General features: G+C 72.4%; 12 protein-coding genes and 1 tRNA gene. 3 read left to right on the top strand and 10 right to left on the bottom strand.

Annotated features, from left to right (window positions below; all coding sequences use genetic code 11):
• Positions 1-69 precede the first annotated feature (69 nt).
• The gene (locus tag AC07DW_RS29060; RefSeq protein ID WP_478860651.1) at positions 70-333 is read right to left on the bottom strand and encodes a GntR family transcriptional regulator; all 264 of its coding nucleotides are present in this window, start codon (positions 331-333) and stop codon (positions 70-72) included.
• Positions 334-499: 166 nt separating this feature from the next.
• Between AC07DW_RS29060 and AC07DW_RS29055 the strand changes: the two genes are divergently transcribed.
• Positions 500-883 (top strand): hypothetical protein, encoded by a 384-nt coding sequence (locus AC07DW_RS29055; RefSeq protein ID WP_478860650.1) that lies wholly within the window; start codon positions 500-502, stop codon positions 881-883.
• 221 nt (positions 884-1,104) lie between these two features.
• Here the strand turns inward: AC07DW_RS29055 and AC07DW_RS29050 are convergent, their stop codons facing one another.
• Positions 1,105-1,350 (bottom strand): integrase, encoded by a 246-nt coding sequence (locus AC07DW_RS29050; protein ID WP_478860649.1) that lies wholly within the window; start codon positions 1,348-1,350, stop codon positions 1,105-1,107.
• Between the two features lie 186 nt (positions 1,351-1,536).
• On the opposite strand from AC07DW_RS29050, the gene AC07DW_RS29045 reads away from it, so the two are divergent.
• Together AC07DW_RS29045 and AC07DW_RS29040 are read left to right on the top strand one after the other, a co-directional pair.
• Positions 1,537-2,178, top strand: a complete 642-nt coding sequence (locus AC07DW_RS29045; RefSeq protein ID WP_478860648.1) for a hypothetical protein — start codon at positions 1,537-1,539, stop codon at positions 2,176-2,178.
• Positions 2,179-2,184: 6 nt separating this feature from the next.
• The gene (locus tag AC07DW_RS29040) at positions 2,185-3,807 is read left to right on the top strand and encodes a tyrosine-type recombinase/integrase (protein ID WP_478860647.1); all 1,623 of its coding nucleotides are present in this window, start codon (positions 2,185-2,187) and stop codon (positions 3,805-3,807) included.
• A gap of 42 nt (positions 3,808-3,849) precedes the next feature.
• On the opposite strand, the gene AC07DW_RS29035 is transcribed toward AC07DW_RS29040, so the two are convergent.
• From AC07DW_RS29035 to AC07DW_RS29000, 8 genes are all read right to left on the bottom strand, one after another.
• Positions 3,850-3,923: transfer RNA gene (locus tag AC07DW_RS29035), tRNA-Thr, on the bottom strand.
• Positions 3,924-3,998: 75 nt separating this feature from the next.
• Positions 3,999-5,537 carry an alpha/beta hydrolase gene (locus AC07DW_RS29030; protein ID WP_478860646.1) on the bottom strand — a complete coding sequence of 513 codons (1,539 nt, stop codon included), beginning with the start codon at positions 5,535-5,537 and terminating at the stop codon, positions 3,999-4,001.
• 53 nt (positions 5,538-5,590) lie between these two features.
• On the bottom strand, positions 5,591-6,796 hold the full coding sequence (locus AC07DW_RS29025; protein WP_478860645.1) for a DNA polymerase III subunit delta': 1,206 nt from the start codon (positions 6,794-6,796) through the stop codon (positions 5,591-5,593).
• A 170-nt stretch (positions 6,797-6,966) separates the two neighbouring features.
• Positions 6,967-10,092: a dTMP kinase gene (gene tmk / locus AC07DW_RS29020; protein WP_478860644.1), complete on the bottom strand. Its 3,126-nt coding sequence runs from the start codon at positions 10,090-10,092 to the stop codon at positions 6,967-6,969.
• A gap of 135 nt (positions 10,093-10,227) precedes the next feature.
• Positions 10,228-13,059: a type I DNA topoisomerase gene (gene topA, locus AC07DW_RS29015; RefSeq protein ID WP_478860643.1), complete on the bottom strand. Its 2,832-nt coding sequence runs from the start codon at positions 13,057-13,059 to the stop codon at positions 10,228-10,230.
• A 270-nt stretch (positions 13,060-13,329) separates the two neighbouring features.
• On the bottom strand, positions 13,330-13,527 hold the full coding sequence (locus AC07DW_RS29010; RefSeq protein WP_478860642.1) for a hypothetical protein: 198 nt from the start codon (positions 13,525-13,527) through the stop codon (positions 13,330-13,332).
• A gap of 670 nt (positions 13,528-14,197) precedes the next feature.
• Positions 14,198-15,712 carry a DUF7059 domain-containing protein gene (locus tag AC07DW_RS29005; RefSeq protein WP_478860641.1) on the bottom strand — a complete coding sequence of 505 codons (1,515 nt, stop codon included), beginning with the start codon at positions 15,710-15,712 and terminating at the stop codon, positions 14,198-14,200.
• A 124-nt stretch (positions 15,713-15,836) separates the two neighbouring features.
• Positions 15,837-16,544, bottom strand: coding sequence for a small secreted protein (locus AC07DW_RS29000; protein WP_478860640.1), 708 nt, complete (start codon positions 16,542-16,544; stop codon positions 15,837-15,839).
• Positions 16,545-16,748 lie beyond the last annotated feature (204 nt).

Below are 16,748 nucleotides of genomic sequence, written 5' to 3'. Positions count from 1 at the left end.
GGGCCCTCCCCGAGTAAGCGTCGCCCCCGTCACCACCTGCCCGCGAGGGGCGGTGGTGACGGGCGGCGGTCAACTCTCTGCACCAGTCTCCGAGCGATCGATGACGAAGCTCCCTCGCTGCGGCACAGTGCGGACGTACCCCTTATCCCGCAGGTGGCGAACAGCCGCTCGCGCTGTCTCTCGCGCGACTCCGTAACGCTGCACGAGAGCCGATTCGGACGGGATGCGCCGCCCGACCGGGATCTCGCCTCTCTCGATGTCCGCGATCACGTAGGCAGCAATCTGCACGTAGACCGGGGTCTCGGACTCGTGATCGATCTCGCGCTCGCTCATGCCATGAAGAGTAGACAACAGGCCATGTTGAGCCACGTCCCCATACGTTGGCAGACGTAGGTAGACGAGGGTAGACAAGTTGGCTACCGTCGATGCCACGAAGAAGCCCCAGCAGCCGCGTCACCGGCCACCGGGGCTCGTCAACAGCTATCGAGGAGCTGACGACATGCGCGACTTTATCGCCCTACTGCCCTTCCTGCTTTTGCTGCTGGGAGGCAGCGCCTTACTGCTACTGCTCGACCCCACCGCGAAGAACCCCGGCCGGCACTCCGCCGCCTACGTCCCTCCGCCCCGGGTGCACGCCGACCTCTCCCCTTCCATCTGGCTCGCGCCATGGGAAACCCCGCAGCCGCAGCACGTCACAGAGCGCAGCCTGCCGTTCGAGGACGAGCTGCCCGCCGTCCGGCCGTACGTCGCCGGATTCCCCCCGCCGAGCACCGAGGAAGAATGGCGGCGCGAACGACGCCGCGCGGCTGCGTTCGCACAGGCCGGGATGGACTACACGTACAGCTACCCGGGTGCGCTGATCCCCGCCGAGGTCACGTCGTGAGCGCGGTCTGCTGCCGCTGCCACCGAGAGACAGACGCCCCCACGCCCGTGTGGTCCGTCGGGCGCCCGAGCGGCGGCCCCTTGACGGTGTCGGCCTGCCCAGACTGCGCCCCGCATTGCACCCCTGCCCCGGCCCCGGCCGAGCACATCAGACGCCGGGGACTCTGAACAGCAGCAGGCCCCGCCCGGAACGCTCCGGGCGGGGCCTCGCCGTAGCCGCATCTAGTCCTCGGGGCCGGTCGGCGGCTCGACGGGCACCTCGACGCCGAGGTGCCGGTGCAGGTCGTAGCGCGACACCTTGTACGCCCGCCCGTGGCGCAGGACTCGCACGGGGTACCGACCCGTCCGGGCAAGGTGGTAGCCGGTCGTGCGGCCGAGGTGCAACGCCCTGTTGGCCGTCTCCAACGGGATGGCGACGGGAAGCATCATCAGCTCGTCGTGTGTCATCCCCTGTTCTGTGGTGCTCATCAGCGGCCCCCTGTGACATCGGTGTGCACGTCGGCCCATTGGTGCCGAATCAGTGCCTAGATCAGCAACGTACGATCAAGACTGGCGATTTGCAACCAACAAAGCTAGCTTTGCAATATGCACAGTCACCAGACAGCGGGCGACGTTATCGCCGCACAGATCCGCCGACATCGCGAGCGCCTCGGCATGAACCGCGATGACCTCGCCGCCGAGTGCGCCCGCCTCGGGCGCCCCGACCTCACGTACGCCGTGATCGTCAGTATCGAGACCGGCCGGACCGGCGGCGGGGGCAGGAAACGCCGTCCGGTGACCGTCGACGATCTGCTCGTGCTCGGCCTCGCCCTCGCCACTCCCCCACTGCTCCTGCTGCTCCCCCTCGGGAGCGAGGAGACGGTGCCGACCGTCCCGGCCGCCGACCCGCGCGACCCGTACACGGTGTGGCAGTGGATGACCGGCGAGGCGACACCGACGCTCGACGGCCCGATCGATGGCCGGTACGTCGCCGACTCCCGGCAGGTCGCCGGAACCGGGCAGACGTGGGCCGCAGCGTGGGCCACAGCGGCCTATCCGGCGTCGCTGTACCCCGAGTTCGAGCGGCGGCGCGCAGCCGTCCACAGGGCATATCTGCGCACCGAGACCAACCAAGCGAAGGGAGGTGATGCCGACGCAGAGACCGACTACCTGCACCGCCTCGAAGAACTCGCACGCCACATCGCCGACATGGTGCGCGCGGGGCTCAAGGTCCCCGCTCTACGACGTCACCTGATCGAGGACATGAGGGGGCTCGACATGCTCGACAGCCCCGACTCAGTCACAGCAGAGGAATAGGACGAGATGAACGGAACGATCACCAAGCGCTGCGGATGCCGTGATCCGAAGACCGACAAGCAGCTCGGCGCAGCGTGCAAGAAGCTGTCGCAGCGAACGCACGGCGTTTGGAGCCTGGTTCAGGAACTGCCGCCCCGCGAGGACGGCACCCGACGCCGCTTCCGTCGCAGCGGATACAAGACCAAGGGCGACGCGCAGACGGACATCAACGCGCTTGCGGCGCTGTTGGACATCGCCGACAAGAAGTCCGACCCCGAGGGACGCCGCCGCATCGCCGACTTGCTCGAAACGGTGTCGGCGAGTGGCGAGGACATCCCGGACTACGACGAGACGAAGCGTCGTTTCGCGACCGGGCAGTCTCTGACTCAGCACATGACGGTCGCCGAGTGGCTCGACGCGTGGCTCGCCGGTAAGAAGGCGCTCCGCAAGAGCGGTGAGACCCGGTACGAGGTCGACATCAGGTGCCACCTGAAACCGAGGATCGGGCACATCCGCCTCGACCGCCTCACGGTGCAGCACCTCGACGAGATGTTCGCCGGGATCGCCGAGGCGAACGCCGACATCCACGACGCGAACATGCAGCGCCGCGCGGCGCTCGACGAGCTGAAAACGATCCCTTGGAAGGGAGTCGAAAACCGCGGCCGCCGGAAGTTCCTCAAGGAAGCCATTGCGGCGATGCCGCCGTTCCGCCGGATCACCGGGCCGTCGACTCAGAAGCACGTCCGCGACACGCTGCGGGCCGCGCTGAACACCGCCATCGCACGCGGGGCGATCACCTTCAACCCCGCTTCGTACGTCGAACTCACCCCGGCCAAGCGGCCCAAGGCCATGGTGTGGACGCCCGAGCGGGTCGACGCATGGGTGCGGACGGGCGAGCGCCCCTCGGCGGTCATGGTCTGGACACCGGAGCAGGCCGGACAGTTCCTCGACTTCCTCGCCGAGTCGAAGCACCGACTGCTGCCGCTGTTCCACCTGATCACGTTCCGGGGTCTGCGGCGCGGCGAGGCGTGCGGCGTCCGGTGGGCCGACTACTCGGCAGCAAGCCGCACTATGACCATTGCTACACAGCTCGTACAGGACGGATGGGAGGTCATAGAGAGCCTGCCCAAGACCGACAGCGGCGAGCGCGTGTTCTCGATCGACGAGTACACCGCCGAAGTGCTCGACGCGCACCGGACCAAGCAGGCCGCCGAGCGCTGCCAGTGGGGGCCCGCGTGGATCGAGTCGGGCCGGATGTTCACCCAGGAGGACGGCGAGCGGATTCACCCCGGTTGGCTGACCGACCAGTTCGAGCGGCTCGTCGACCTCTCCGGACTGCCGCCGATCCGGCTGCACGATCTGCGGCACGTCGCCGCCTCGCTCATGCTCGCCGCCGGCGTCGACGTCAAGATCGTGTCCGAGACCCTCGGACACAGCGACAGCCGGATCACCCGGGACATCTATCAGTCGGTCATGCCCAAGGCCGCCGCCGAGGCTGCCGAGGCGACAGCCGCCATGGTCCCGCGCGGGGCGGCTCGACTGCCCGCACAGAGGGCGGTCGAGCAGGCCAACGAGCAGGATGGCCTCACGACGGCCTCACATGAGGGTGCGAAGATCATCGCGTTCCGCCCCCGTCTCGTCGGGGCATGAAAAAACCCCAGGTCACGGCGAGTGAGTCCTGGGGTAATTCCGAGCCGCCTTCGGGATTCGAACCCGAGACCTACGCATTACGAGTGCGTTGCTCTGGCCAACTGAGCTAAGGCGGCACGCCCTGCGATCCCACGGGGGGTGCAGCAGCGGGGACAAGTCTACACAGGTCCGGGGGGTGCCTCGCACACGCGTCAGCGGCAGCGCTTTCCGGGCGGGGGGACCGTGCCGTCCAGCAGGTAGGTGTTGATCGCGGTGTCGACGCAGTCGCTGCCGCGCCCGTACGCGGTGTGGCCGTCGCCGTCGTAGGTGAGCAGAGTGCCGGAGGAGAGCTGGGCCGCGAGTGACTTCGCCCACTTGTAGGGGGTGGCCGGGTCGCGGGTGGTGCCGACGACGACGATGGGCGCGGCGCCGTCCGCCTGGATGCGGTGGGCGGTGCCGGTGGCCTTGGTCGGCCAGTAGGCGCAGTTCAGGGACGCCCAGGCCAGGCCCTTGCCGAAGACGGGCGACGCCTTCTCGAAGGACGGGACCGCGGCGGCGGCCTGGGCGGGGCCGGTGAAGGCGGGCGGCTGGTCGAGGCAGTTCACGGCGGCGTTGGCGTACATCAGGTTCGAGTACGTGCCGTCGTCCTCGCGCTCGTAGTAGCTGTCGGCGAGGGCCAGCAGGGCGGAGCCCTCGCCGTCCATCGCCCGGGTGAGGGCCTCGCGCAGCCGCGGCCAGGCGGACTCGTCGTACATGGCGGCGATCACGCCCGTGGTGGCCAGGGCCTCGCCGAGGGGACGGCTCTCGCCGGTCGGGACCGGGTCGGTGTCGAGCCGGGCGAAGAACGCCTTGAGGCGGCCGGCCGCGGCGGCCGGGGATTCGGTGCCCAGCGGGCAGTCCGACTGCGCGACGCAGTCCGCGGCGAAGGACCGGAAGGCCGTCTCGAAGCCGGCCGTCTGGTCGCGGTTGAGCTCGGCCGTGGGCAGCGACGGGTCCATCGCCCCGTCCAGCACGAGCCTGCCGGTGCGGGTGGGGAAGAGCTCGGCGTACGTGGCACCGAGGAACGTTCCGTAGGAGGCGCCGACGAAGTGCAGCCGTGCGTCGCCGAGCACCGCGCGGAGGATGTCCATGTCGCGGGCGGACTCGACCGTGGAGACGTGCGGCAGGATCCGGCCGGAGCGCTTGCGGCAGCCGGCGGCGAAGTTCTTGAAGGAGGCGGCGAGGCGGGTGGTCTCCCCCTTGTCGTCGGGCGTCTGGTCCACCTGCGTGTAGGCGTCCATCTGCGGGCCGTCCAGGCACCGGACGGGCTCGCTGCGGGCCACGCCGCGCGGGTCGACGGCGACCATGTCGTAGCGGGCGCGGACCGGGGCGGGGTAGCCGACGCCCGCGTACCCCTGGAGGTAGCCGACCGCCGAGCCGCCCGGGCCGCCCGGGTTGACCAGCAGCGAGCCGAGCCGCTTGCCGGGGCCGGTGGCCCTGATCCGGGACACGGCCAGCTTGATCTGCTCCCCGTCCGGGTCGGCGTAGTCGAGCGGCGCCCTCATCGTGGCGCACTCGAAGCCGGGGACGCCGCACGCGCGCCAGGTCAGCCGCTGGCCGTAGTACGCCTTGAGCTGCTCGGCCGAGGCGGCCGAGGGTGGGGCCGGGGCGGAGGCGGCCGGTGTCGTACCCGCTTCCGTACAGCCCGCGAGGAGCAGGCCGAAGACGGAGAGGGTGACGGCGGACGTGCGGAGCAGACGGCTTGATTCCATACCCGGAGCGTAGCCGCCCGCTCACGCGGTGTGCCCGCGACTACCCGGACGGGTTACCCCGCGCGCAGGGCCATGGTCATGGCCTCCACCGCGAGCAGAGGCGCGACGTTGCGGTCCAGGGCCTCGCGGCAGGCGAGCACCGCCTCGATCCGGCGCAGTGTCCCCTCGGGTGTGGACGCGCGGGCCACCCGGTCCAGCGCGTCCCGCACGTCCTCGTTGGCGAGGGCGGTGGCCGAGCCGAGCTGGAGGGCCAGGACGTCGCGGTAGAAGCTGGTCAGCTCGCCGAGGGCCAGGTCCAGGCTGTCGCGCTGCGTACGGGTCCGGCGGCGCTTCTGCTTGTCCTCCAGCTCCTTCATCGCCCCCGCCGTGCCGCGCGGCATCCGCCCGCCGGGGGTGCCGCCGAGTGCGGCCTTCAGCTCCTCGGTCTCCTTGGTGTCGGTGCCCTCGGCGACCTCCTTGGCGTCCTCCGACGCGGCGTCGATCAGCTCCTGGGCCGCCTTGAGGCAGCCGCCGATGTCCTCGACGCGCAGGGGCAGCTTGAGGACCGTGGCCCGGCGGGCCCGGGCGCGCTCGTCGGTGGCGAGGCGGCGGGCGTGGTCGATGTGCCCCTGGGTGGCACGGGCGGCGGCGTACGCGGCGTCCGGCTCGATGCCGTCGCGCCGGATCAGTACGTCGGCGACGGCCTCGACCGGCGGGGTGCGCAGGGTGAGGTGGCGGCAGCGGGAGCGGATGGTGGGCAGGACGTCCTCGATGGACGGGGCGCACAGGAGCCACACCGTGCGGGGGGCGGGTTCCTCCACGGCCTTCAGCACGGCGTTGGCCGACTTCTCGTTCAGCCGCTCGGCGTCCTCGACGAGGATGACCTGCCAGCGCCCGTTCGCCGGGGACGTGAACGACTTGCGGACGGTGTCGCGCATGTCGTCGACCAGGATCTGGGTGCCCACGGCGGCGACCGTCGAGACGTCCGCGTGGGTGCCGACCAGGGCCGTGTGGCAGCTGTCGCAGAACCCGCAGCCCGGTTCGCCGCCCAGCGCCCGGTCGGGGCTGACGCACTGGAGGGCGGCGGCGAACGCCCGGGCGGCGGTGGTGCGCCCGGAGCCGGGCGGGCCGGTGAACAGCCACGCGTGCGTCATCTGTGACGCCTCGGGCGGCGCGATGCCGCCCGCGTCGGCGGTGACGAGCGCGTCGGCGTCTCGCGCGGCGGCCCGGAGCTGCTCCCGGATACGGTCCTGGCCGACCAGGTCGTCCCACACGGGCATGGGTCACCGCCTTCCTGCTTGCGTTTCGGTCCGGTGGATCCGGTTTCCCATTGTGCGGGAGGGGTCTGACAACGCCGCCGCGAACGCCGCCGGTCCCGCGGGGGCGCGGCAGCGCGGATCAGCGTGTCCGCGGGGGCGCGGGTCCGCGGGGGCGTCCTGCGGCGGGGCCGTCAGCGGCGGGGGCCGCCGCCGCGCCCGTGGTCCTCGTCGTCGTGCGGGCCGAGCAGTTCGTCGGCGAGGGTCGGCAGGTCGTCCAGCGGGGTCTCCTCCGCCCAGTCCGAGCGGCGCCGGGGCCTGCCCCGCTCGTCGACCTGCGGCAGCTCCCGGGTCCGCTCCGGCCCGGTCTCCTCGTCCCGGAAGTAGCCCGGTGGCACGCGGTCGGCGGGGCCTCCGTCCCGGACGGGCGGCAGGACGGCGGTCTCCTCGGCGTCGGCGGGCCCGGCGGCGGCCGGGCCGGTGTCGCGTACCGGCGGGAGGACGGCCGTCTCGTCGGCGGCCGGGCCGGTGTCGCGTACCGCTCGCAGAACGGTGGTCTCGTCGTCGGCCGGGCCCGCGTCCCGCACGCGCGGCAAGAGGGCGGTGTCCTCGTCGTCCTTGCGCATGTTGACGCGCGGCATCGGGACCTCCTGGGTCTCCTGGTCCGGGTGGACGACCGGTGTGGGCACCGTCGTCTCCACGGCGGACGCCGCCACCGACGCGGCCGCCGAGGCCGCGGCCGCCGCCTCCGCGAGCTTCCGCGCCTCCTCGGCGCGCAGCAGGGCCTCCTCGGCCTTGCGCTGCTTCTCCAGGCGCCGCGCCTCCGCCTCGGCCCTCAGCCGCTCCTGCTCCTCCTTGAGCCGGCGCAGCCGCTCCTGCTCCTCGCGGCGCGCCCTCTCCTCGGCCTCGCGGCGCCGCCGCTCCTCCTCGGCGAGCCGGCGTGCCTCCTCCGCCCGCCGCCTGGCCTCCTCGGCCTGCCGCTCCGCCTCGCGCTGCCGCGCCTCTTCCTCCTCGCGGCGCTTGCGCTCCTCCTCCTCGGCGCGCAGCTTGGCGAGCTGTTCCTGCCGCTCGCGCTCCAGGCGCTCCTCCTCGGCCTTGCGCGCCGCCTCTTCCTCGGCCTTGCGCCGGGCCTCCTCCTCGGCCGCCTTGCGCGCCGCCTCCATGGCCCGCACCTCGGCCTCGGAGAGCGGCAGCATCTGGTCCAGCCGGTGGCGCACGACGGTGGTGACCGTCTCCGGCGCCTGGCCCGCGTCCACCACCAGGTACCGGCCGGGGTCGGCCGCCGCGAGGGCGAGGAAGCCCGCCCGTACGCGCCGGTGGAACTCCGCTGGCTCCGACTCCAGCCGGTCCGGCGCCTCCGTGAACCGCTCCCGCGCGGTCTCCGGCGAGACGTCCAGCAGGACGGTCAGGTGCGGGACGAGGCCGCTGGTCGCCCAGCGCGACATACGGGCGATCTCCGTCGGGGACAGGTCACGGCCGGCGCCCTGGTACGCCACGGACGAATCGATGTACCGGTCGGAGATGACGATCGCGCCGCGCTCCAGGGCCGGGCGGACCAGCGAGTCGACGTGCTCGGCGCGGTCGGCGGCGTACAGCAGGGCCTCCGCGCGGTTGGACAGGCCGGCGCTGGACACGTCGAGGAGGATCGAGCGCAGCCGCTTGCCGACGGGGGTGGCTCCGGGCTCGCGGGTGACGACCACCTCGTGGCCCTTGGCCCTGATCCACTCGGCCAGCGCCTCCACCTGCGTGGACTTGCCGGCCCCGTCGCCGCCCTCCAGGGCGATGAAGAAACCGGTCTTCGACGGGGCCTGGACGGGGTCGCCGCCGCGCAGCGCGTCCTGGAGGTCGCGGCGCAGCGGCACGCCGGAGCGGTCGTCCGTCTTGGCCAGGACGAGTGCCGCGACGGGCAGCAGCAGGGCGCCGACCAGCATGAGTGTGAACGCCGCGCCGCCGTGGGCGAAGACGAAGTCGCCGCCGGCGAGCCGGTGCGGGCCGATGGCGGCAGCGAGCAGCGGGGCGGCGAGCGCGCCGAGCGCGATGGAGACCCGCACGACGGCGTGGAGGTGCTCGGTGAGCCGAGGCCGCCGGAACTCCTCGGTCTCCTGGTCCAGCAGCGTGTGTCCGGTATTGGCGGCGACACCGGCCGTGAAGCCCGCGCCGAGCGCGAGGAAGAGCACGGTCGCCGTGTCGGGCACCAGGCCGAGGGCGAGCAGCGCGACGCCCGTGACGGCGGTCGCCAGCGCCAGCATGCGGCGGCGGGAGAGGGCGGGCAGCACCGACGGGGCGCGGCGGATGCCGAGGCCCGTGCCACCGATCAGCGCCAGCACGAGGAGCGCGAACGCGACCGGGCCGCCACCGAGGTCCCTGGCGTGCAGGACGGCGACGGCGGTGGCGGAGGCGACGGCTGCGGCCACGGCCGCGCAGGCGAGGACGAGCAGCGGTATCGCTCCCGTACGGCCCTTGTCGACGCCGGTTCCGGTCGAGGGGCGGCGCAGGCCCTCCAGCGGGGAGCGGGGGCGCGGGGTCTGGGCGTCGGGCAGTTCCAGGAAGTACAGGACGGAGACGGACGCGGCGAACAGTCCGGCCGCCACGTACGAGCCGAGGGCCGCCTGGTGGCCGGAGAACCAGTCGATGCCCGCTCCCAGCAGGTTGCCGATCAGCGTGGCGACGAGGAGCGCGGCGGCGGCGGCGGGGATCGCGGCGAAGGCCGTACGCAGGGACAGGCGCCGCAGCGCGTCCATGCGGTCCGGCAGGGGCCGCACGATGGCGCCCTCCGGGGGCGGGGCCGGCAGCAGCGCGGGGGCCGCGCCCTCCCTGGCGACGGTCCAGAAGCGCTCGGCGACACCCGCCACGAACACCGTGCCCAGCAGGAACGCGAGGGCCGCACCGGGTGTCCAGTCGATCCACAGCGGCGCGACGACCAGCAGCGCGACCCTGAGGCCGTCGGCGCCGACCATGGTCCAGCGTCGGTCCAGGGGGCCCTTGGGGCCGGTGAGCGTCGTCAGCGGACCGAGCAGGACGGCACCGAAGAGGAGCGTGGACAGGATCCGCGCCCCGAACACCGCCGCGACCGCGAAGGCCGCGCCCCGGTACCCGCCGCCGAAGGCGCCCTCGACGACCGCCGCCTGCAGTGCCAGGAGTACCAGGACGAGCAGGGCGAGGGCGTCGCCGATGCCGCCGACGAGCTGCGCGCTCCACAACCGCTTCAGCGGCGGGTTGCGCAACAGGGCCCGTACGGCGCGCTCGCGGGAGTCCGCGGCAAGTGCGGCGTCGGAGTCCGAGGTGGGGCTCAAGACCGTTGGCTGCTCGGCTCGCGTCATCCCCTCAGCCTATCCGGACGGAGTGACACCCAGTCGTCCCCGTCCGGAGAAACTGCTGGCAGCGGCCCGGAGCCCCGGCTTCCCGCTCCGGGAGCGGCTTTCCCGGAGGTCCGGAGCCCCGGCCCCGCGGCCCGGTCAGTCCTCGGACGGGGCCTTCGACGCGGCGGCCGTCTTCTTGGCCGTCGTCTTCTTCGCGGTGGTCGTCTTCTTCGCGGCCGTCTTCTTGGCCGTGGTGGTCTTCTTGGCGGCCGTCTTCTTCGCCGGCGCCTTCTTGGCCGGCGCCTTCTTGGCCGTCTTCTTCGCCGGGGCCTTCGCCCGCTTCTCCGCCAGCAGCTCGTACCCGCGCTCCGGCGTGATCGTCTCCACGCTGTCGCCGGTCCGCAGGGTCGCGTTCGTCTCGCCGTCCGTGACGTACGGGCCGAACCGGCCGTCCTTCACCACCACCGGGCGCTCGCTGACCGGGTCCGTGCCCAGCTCCTTCAGCGGGGGCTTGGCGGCCGCGCGGCCACGCTGCTTCGGCTGGGCGTAGATCGCCAGCGCCTCGTCCAGCGTGATCGTGAAGAGCTGCTCCTCGTTCTCCAGCGAGCGCGAGTCGGTGCCCTTCTTCAGGTACGGGCCGTACCGGCCGTTCTGCGCGGTGATCTCGACGCCCTCGGCGTCGGTGCCCACCACGCGCGGAAGCGACATCAGGCGCAGCGCGTCCTCGAGGGTCACCGTGTCCAGGGCCATCGACTTGAAGAGGGATGCGGTACGCGGCTTCACCGCGTTCTTGCCGGTCTTCGGGGTGCCCTCGGGGAGGATCTCCGTGACGTACGGGCCGTAGCGCCCGTCCTTGGCGACGATCTGGTGACCGGTCGCCGGGTCGGTACCCAGCTCGAAGTCGCCGCTCGGCTTGGCCAGCAGCTCCTCCGCGAGCTCGACGGTCAGCTCGTCGGGCGCCAGGTCCTCCGGGACGTCGGCCCGCTGGTGGCCCTCCGCGTCCTTCTCGCCGCGCTCGATGTACGGGCCGTAGCGGCCGACGCGCAGCACGATGTCGTTGCCGACGGGGAAGGAGGAGATCTCGCGGGCGTCGATCGCGCCCAGGTCGGTGACCAGTTCCTTCAGGCCGCCGAGGTGGTCGCCGTCGCCGTTGCCGGCCTCGGCGGCGCGCCCGGCGGCGCCGTCGCCCTCGCCGAAGTAGAAGCGCTTCAGCCACGGCACGGCCTGCGCCTCGCCGCGCGCGATGCGGTCGAGGTCGTCCTCCATCCTGGCCGTGAAGTCGTAGTCGACGAGCCGGCCGAAGTGCTTCTCCAGCAGGTTGACGACGGCGAAGGAGAGGAAGGACGGGACGAGGGCCGTGCCCTTCTTGAAGACGTAGCCGCGGTCGAGGATCGTGCCGATGATCGACGCGTACGTCGAGGGGCGACCGATCTCGCGCTCTTCCAGCTCCTTGACCAGCGAGGCCTCGGTGTAGCGGGCCGGCGGCTTGGTGGCGTGGCCGTCCGCCGTGATCTCCTCGGCGGTCAGCGCGTCGCCCTCGGCGACCTGCGGCAGCCGGCGCTCGCGGTCGTCCAGCTCCGCGTTCGGGTCGTCGGCGCCTTCGACGTACGCCTTCATGAAGCCGTGGAAGGTGATCGTCTTGCCGGACGCGGAGAACTCGGCGTCCCGGCCGTCAGCGGCGCGGCCACCGATCTTGACGGTGACGGAGTTCCCGACGGCGTCCTTCATCTGGGAGGCGACGGTCCGCTTCCAGATCAGCTCGTACAACCTGAACTGGTCGCCGGTCAGACCCGTCTCGGCGGGGGTGCGGAAACGATCACCCGAGGGGCGGATCGCCTCGTGCGCCTCCTGCGCGTTCTTGACCTTGCCGGCGTACACGCGGGGCGCGGCGGGCAGGTAGTCGGCGCCGTACAGCTGCGTGACCTGCGCCCGGGCCGCCGAGACGGCGGTCTCGGACAGGGTGGTCGAGTCCGTACGCATGTACGTGATGAAGCCGTTCTCGTACAGCTTCTGCGCGATCTGCATGGTCGCCTTGGCACCGAAGCCGAGCTTGCGGCTGGCCTCCTGCTGGAGGGTGGTGGTGCGGAAGGGCGCGTACGGCGAGCGGCGGTACGGCTTCGACTCGACGGAGCGGACGCTGAACGAGGTGTCGGCGAGCGCGGCGGCGAGGGCGCGGGCGTCGGCCTCACCGAGGTGCAGCACCTGGCCGGAGGACGCCTTCAGCCGCCCGTCCGAGCCGAAGTCGCGGCCCTGGGCGACGCGGCGGCCGTCGACGGTGGCCAGGCGGGCGACGAGGTTCGACGGGTCGGAGGCGTCACCGGTGCGGCCGGTGGCGAACGTGCCGGTCAGGTCCCAGTACTCGGCGGAGCGGAAGGCGACGCGCTCGCGCTCCCGCTCGACGACGAGGCGGGTGGCGACGGACTGCACCCGGCCGGCGGACAGCCGGGGCATGACCTTCTTCCACAGGACCGGCGAGACCTCGTAGCCGTACAGGCGGTCGAGGATGCGGCGGGTCTCCTGGGCGTCGACCATGCGCTTGTTCAGCTCGCGCGGGTTGGCGACGGCGGCCCGGATGGCGTCCTTGGTGATCTCGTGGAAGACCATCCGGTGGACCGGGACCTTGGGCTTGAGGACTTCCAGCAGGTGCCAGGCGATGGCCTCGCCCTCGCGGTCCTCATCGGTGGCGAGGAAGAGTTCGTCGGACTCGGCCAGCTGCTCCTTGAGCTTCTTGACCTGGGCCTTCTTGTCGGCGTTGACGACGTAGATGGGCTGGAAGTCGTGCTCGACGTCCACGCCGAGGCGGCGCACCTCGCCGGTGTACTTCTCGGGCACCTCGGCGGCGCCGTTGGGGAGGTCGCGGATGTGCCCGACGCTCGCCTCGACGACGTAGCCGGGGCCGAGGTACCCCTTGATCGTCTTCGCCTTGGCAGGCGACTCGACGATGACGAGTCGGCGGCCGCCCTGTGCGGTCTCGCTGGTCGGGGACAACTTCGCTCTTCTCTCCGGTCGACGCTCGGTGGCGCGTGCCGCGCGGTGTGGTCCCACCGCGAGCACTGCTGGCGCACTGCGCACTGCTGTGACGTGACGCCGTGCTCTGACGCTGCTTACGCTGCTGTCGCTGCGGAGTGTGACGGTACAACCCGCCCCCGTGTCAAACGGCAAAAGACCGCAACGGCCACTCGAACGGTAACCCGAGTCCGGGCATTCCTGCCGCCCGGACTCCCCTCAAGTCCCGGAGCCCCCGATTCCGGGGTGCTGTCAGACGCGGCCGAAGCACCACATGCCGAGGATCACGAACGCCGCTCCCATCGAGGCCGCGAACGTGATCGCCGCCGCCGGGTTCACGCCGTGCGCGACCGGCGCCCGGTGCAGCGCGCGTGTCCCGGTCCACAGCAGCAGCCCCGCTCCGAACAGCGCGAAGGCCGCGCCGGCGAAGATGGCCGGTCCGCTCTCCATGCCCGTACCCCGTTCCTCGATGATCTCCCGGTTGCCCCAGGGGCGAGGCTGACACCTGCGGGCGTCATGGGCGCGAATTGCGGGTGAACGGCACGGTCCGCGCGTGGCGTGTTCACCCGCGCGGCGCCGGCGGGGCCCGGCGGGCGGTGCGGCGGGTGCCGCGGCGGGGCGGGTGTGGCGGTCGGGCGCGGGCCTGGCGGGTGTCGCGGGCGCGGTGCCGTGACCGGGACTGCGCCGGGCGCCGGGTCGGGGGGCGGTCCGGCGCCCCGGACCGGACCGGGCGGGACTGGCTGCCGGGGCGGCCCGAAGACGTTATGGCCGACAGTCGCAGGGGCGCCGGGACCGGCAGGGCGGCGGACGCCGGACCGGTGGCCGGCCGGCGGGTACGGGGGCGGGGGCCCGTGGTCGCTCCGCACTCCACCGGGGCCGGGGCCGACACGGGCGACGGGCCGCGACGGAAGCCGGTCCCGGCCGAGCCGGCCACCACACGGGCCCTCATGCAGAGGAGCCGATCACCCGGCAGCGTGGGCCCGGCCGATGCCGCTGCGAACCCGGGCGGCGCGCACTCGCCACCGGGTGGGCCGGGACATGTCGGCACCAGGGCGAATGTTGGCCGGTTCACACCCCTGCGCCCTCATAACGCCCGGCCCCGCCCCGCGCCGGGCTCCCGTCAGCCTTCCGCCGCGGGCTCCAGGAACCCCTCCTCGACCAGCAGTCGGATCGCCTGCGGCGTACGGTCCCGCAGCATGACCGCGTCCTCGCCCATCAACTGGGCGATGGCGTCCAGGATCCGCCCCGCGCTGAGCGTCCCGTCGCACACTCCCGCGAAGCCCGCGCCGACGGCGTCCACCTTGGTGGCGCGGCGCATGCCCCGGTTCTGGCGGAGCACCACGTGTTCCGGGTCCTCCGCACCCGGCAGCCCGACCTGCTCCTGCATCACCTCGGGCGCCAGCACGAAGTGGTCGGCGAGCAGCGCGGCGTCGTCACGCGTCCGCAGGTAGTCCTGGCGCGCGAAGTGTGCCCGTACCGCCTCGCCGAGCGGCTGCTCCACCGGGTGCGGCCACTCCTCGACGACGATGGACGGATCCCCCGCACCGGACTTGCGCAGGGTGATCCAGCCGAAGCCGACGGCCTTGGTGCCGCGCGCCTCGAACTCGTCCAGCCACGCCTCGTACCGCTCCGCGTACCGCTCCGGGTCGTCGCGGTGGTCGCCCGCGTCCCGTAGCCACAACTCGGCGTACTGCGTCACGTCCTGGACGTCGCGCTGCACGATCCAGGCGTCGCACCCGCGCGGTACCCAGGAACGCACCCGCTCCTGCCAGTCCTCGCCCTCCACGTGCTGCCAGTTGGCGAGGAACTGCGCGAACCCCCCGTCGTTCAGCCGCTCACCCGCCTGCTGGACGAGCGACCGGCAGAGGTCGTCCCCGCCCATCCCGCCGTCCCGGTAGGTCAGGCGGGCACCGGGAGAGATCACGAACGGCGGGTTCGACACGATCAGGTCGTACGTCTCCGACGCCACCGGCTCGAACAGCGAACCGGTGCGCAGATCGGCCTCCGGCGCTCCCGACAGCGCGAGCGTGAGCCGGGCGAACTCCAGCGCCCGCGGGTTGAGGTCCGTCGCCGTGACCCTCGTGGCGTGGTGCACGGCGTGCAGCGCCTGGATGCCGGACCCCGTGCCGAGGTCCAGGGCGGAGGCGACGGGCGTGCGCACCGTGATCCCGGCGAGCGTCGTGGACGCGCCGCCCACGCCGAGGACCACGCCCTCGCCCCGGCCGCTCGCCCCGGCCGCGCCACCCACGGCGCAGCCCAGGTCGGAGACGATGAACCAGTCCTGGCCCTCGGGCCCGCCGTACGGCCGAACGTCCACGGTGGCGCGGATTTGGTCGCCGTCCTCCGTCACCCACCCGTCGGCGACCGCCTCCTCGAGCGGCAGCACCGCACGGGCCCGATCGCGCGGGACGGACCGCTGGAGGAGGAAGAGGCGGACGAGCGTGGCGAGCGGACCGTCCGCCCGGGTGGCGCGCAGGGCGGGGACCGTCTCACTGCGGGCGAGCGCGGCGTAGGCGGGTGCGCCGAGCAGCTCGAGCAGGCCGTCGGCGGTGAAGTCGGCGGCGAGCAGGGCGTCGCGGAGGCGGTCGGCGCGGTCGGGCACCGGGAGGCTGGCGGTAAGGCTGGTCGTACTCACCTGCCCATTGTGACCGCCGCCACTGACAATCGGCGCACGGCCCGGCCCCCCGATCGCGGGAAACCGGGCCGGGCCCGTCTCCCGGTGGCCCGGTCGGGACCGGTCACCGGGAGGAACGGACGGGTCAGGAGGACCGGGAGGCGGACGCGGCCGGGGAGGCCGGGGCCGACTGGCCGGCCGAGGCGGACGCGGCCGCCGAGGCGGATGCGCTCGCGTCCGGGCTCGCCGAAGCGGACGCGTCCGGACCCGGCTTGGCCGGCGGGATCGTCGGCGACACCGACGCCTCGGCCCTGCGGCAGCCCGGCTGCTTCGCCATCGCCTGGCCGAGCTGGCCGGACTGCAGCTTGGCCAGCGCGTCCTGGTCCATCTTCTCGATCTTCTTCAGGCCCTCGGCGACGTTCTGCAGCCCGTCGGCGAACTTCTGCTGGTTCTTCGGGTCGAGCGCGTCGACCTGCTTCTTCAGGCCCTCGTACGCCGTGGCCGTGGCGTTGAGTTCCTTGACCGCGTCCTGTTGGAGCTTCTCGCCGCTGTCGACGGGCGGTACGCCCGCGTCCCGCACCGCCTTGGCGAGCGCCTTGTCCGCGTCGGCGATGTCCTGGAAGGCCTTCGAGTCGGCGGCCTGGATGTCGGCGGGCTTGCCGTCCGCCGCCGTCGAGATGATGGTCTGCTGGGCGTTGGCCCTCTTCTGGATCTGCGGCTGCGCCTGGTCGCAGACCTTCTTGGCCCAGGCGTCCACTTTGTTCTCGCCGCCCTCGTCGTCGCTGCTGCAGCCCGACAGGGCGAGCACCAGTACCGCACCGCCGGACAGTGCGGCCGCAAGCTTCTTGTTCACCGGTTTGGTCCCTTCCAAGGCTCTCGGCCCCGGAACATACACGCCATGTGGGCGACATTCGCTTGTCGTGAGACCGTTTCGTACGCTCTTGTAACCATTTGCATCAAGATACTGCAATCACAGTTAGGGAGTGTGTCCGCGTTGTTTGTAGTGACTGTTGCGGGCGCGTGTCTGGCTGAGTCTTCGCCAGAGTGACCAGTGCAG

It is taken from the genome of Streptomyces sp. NPDC045701, assembly GCF_056432045.1.
This window is presented reverse-complemented; position numbering and strand designations above follow the sequence as displayed.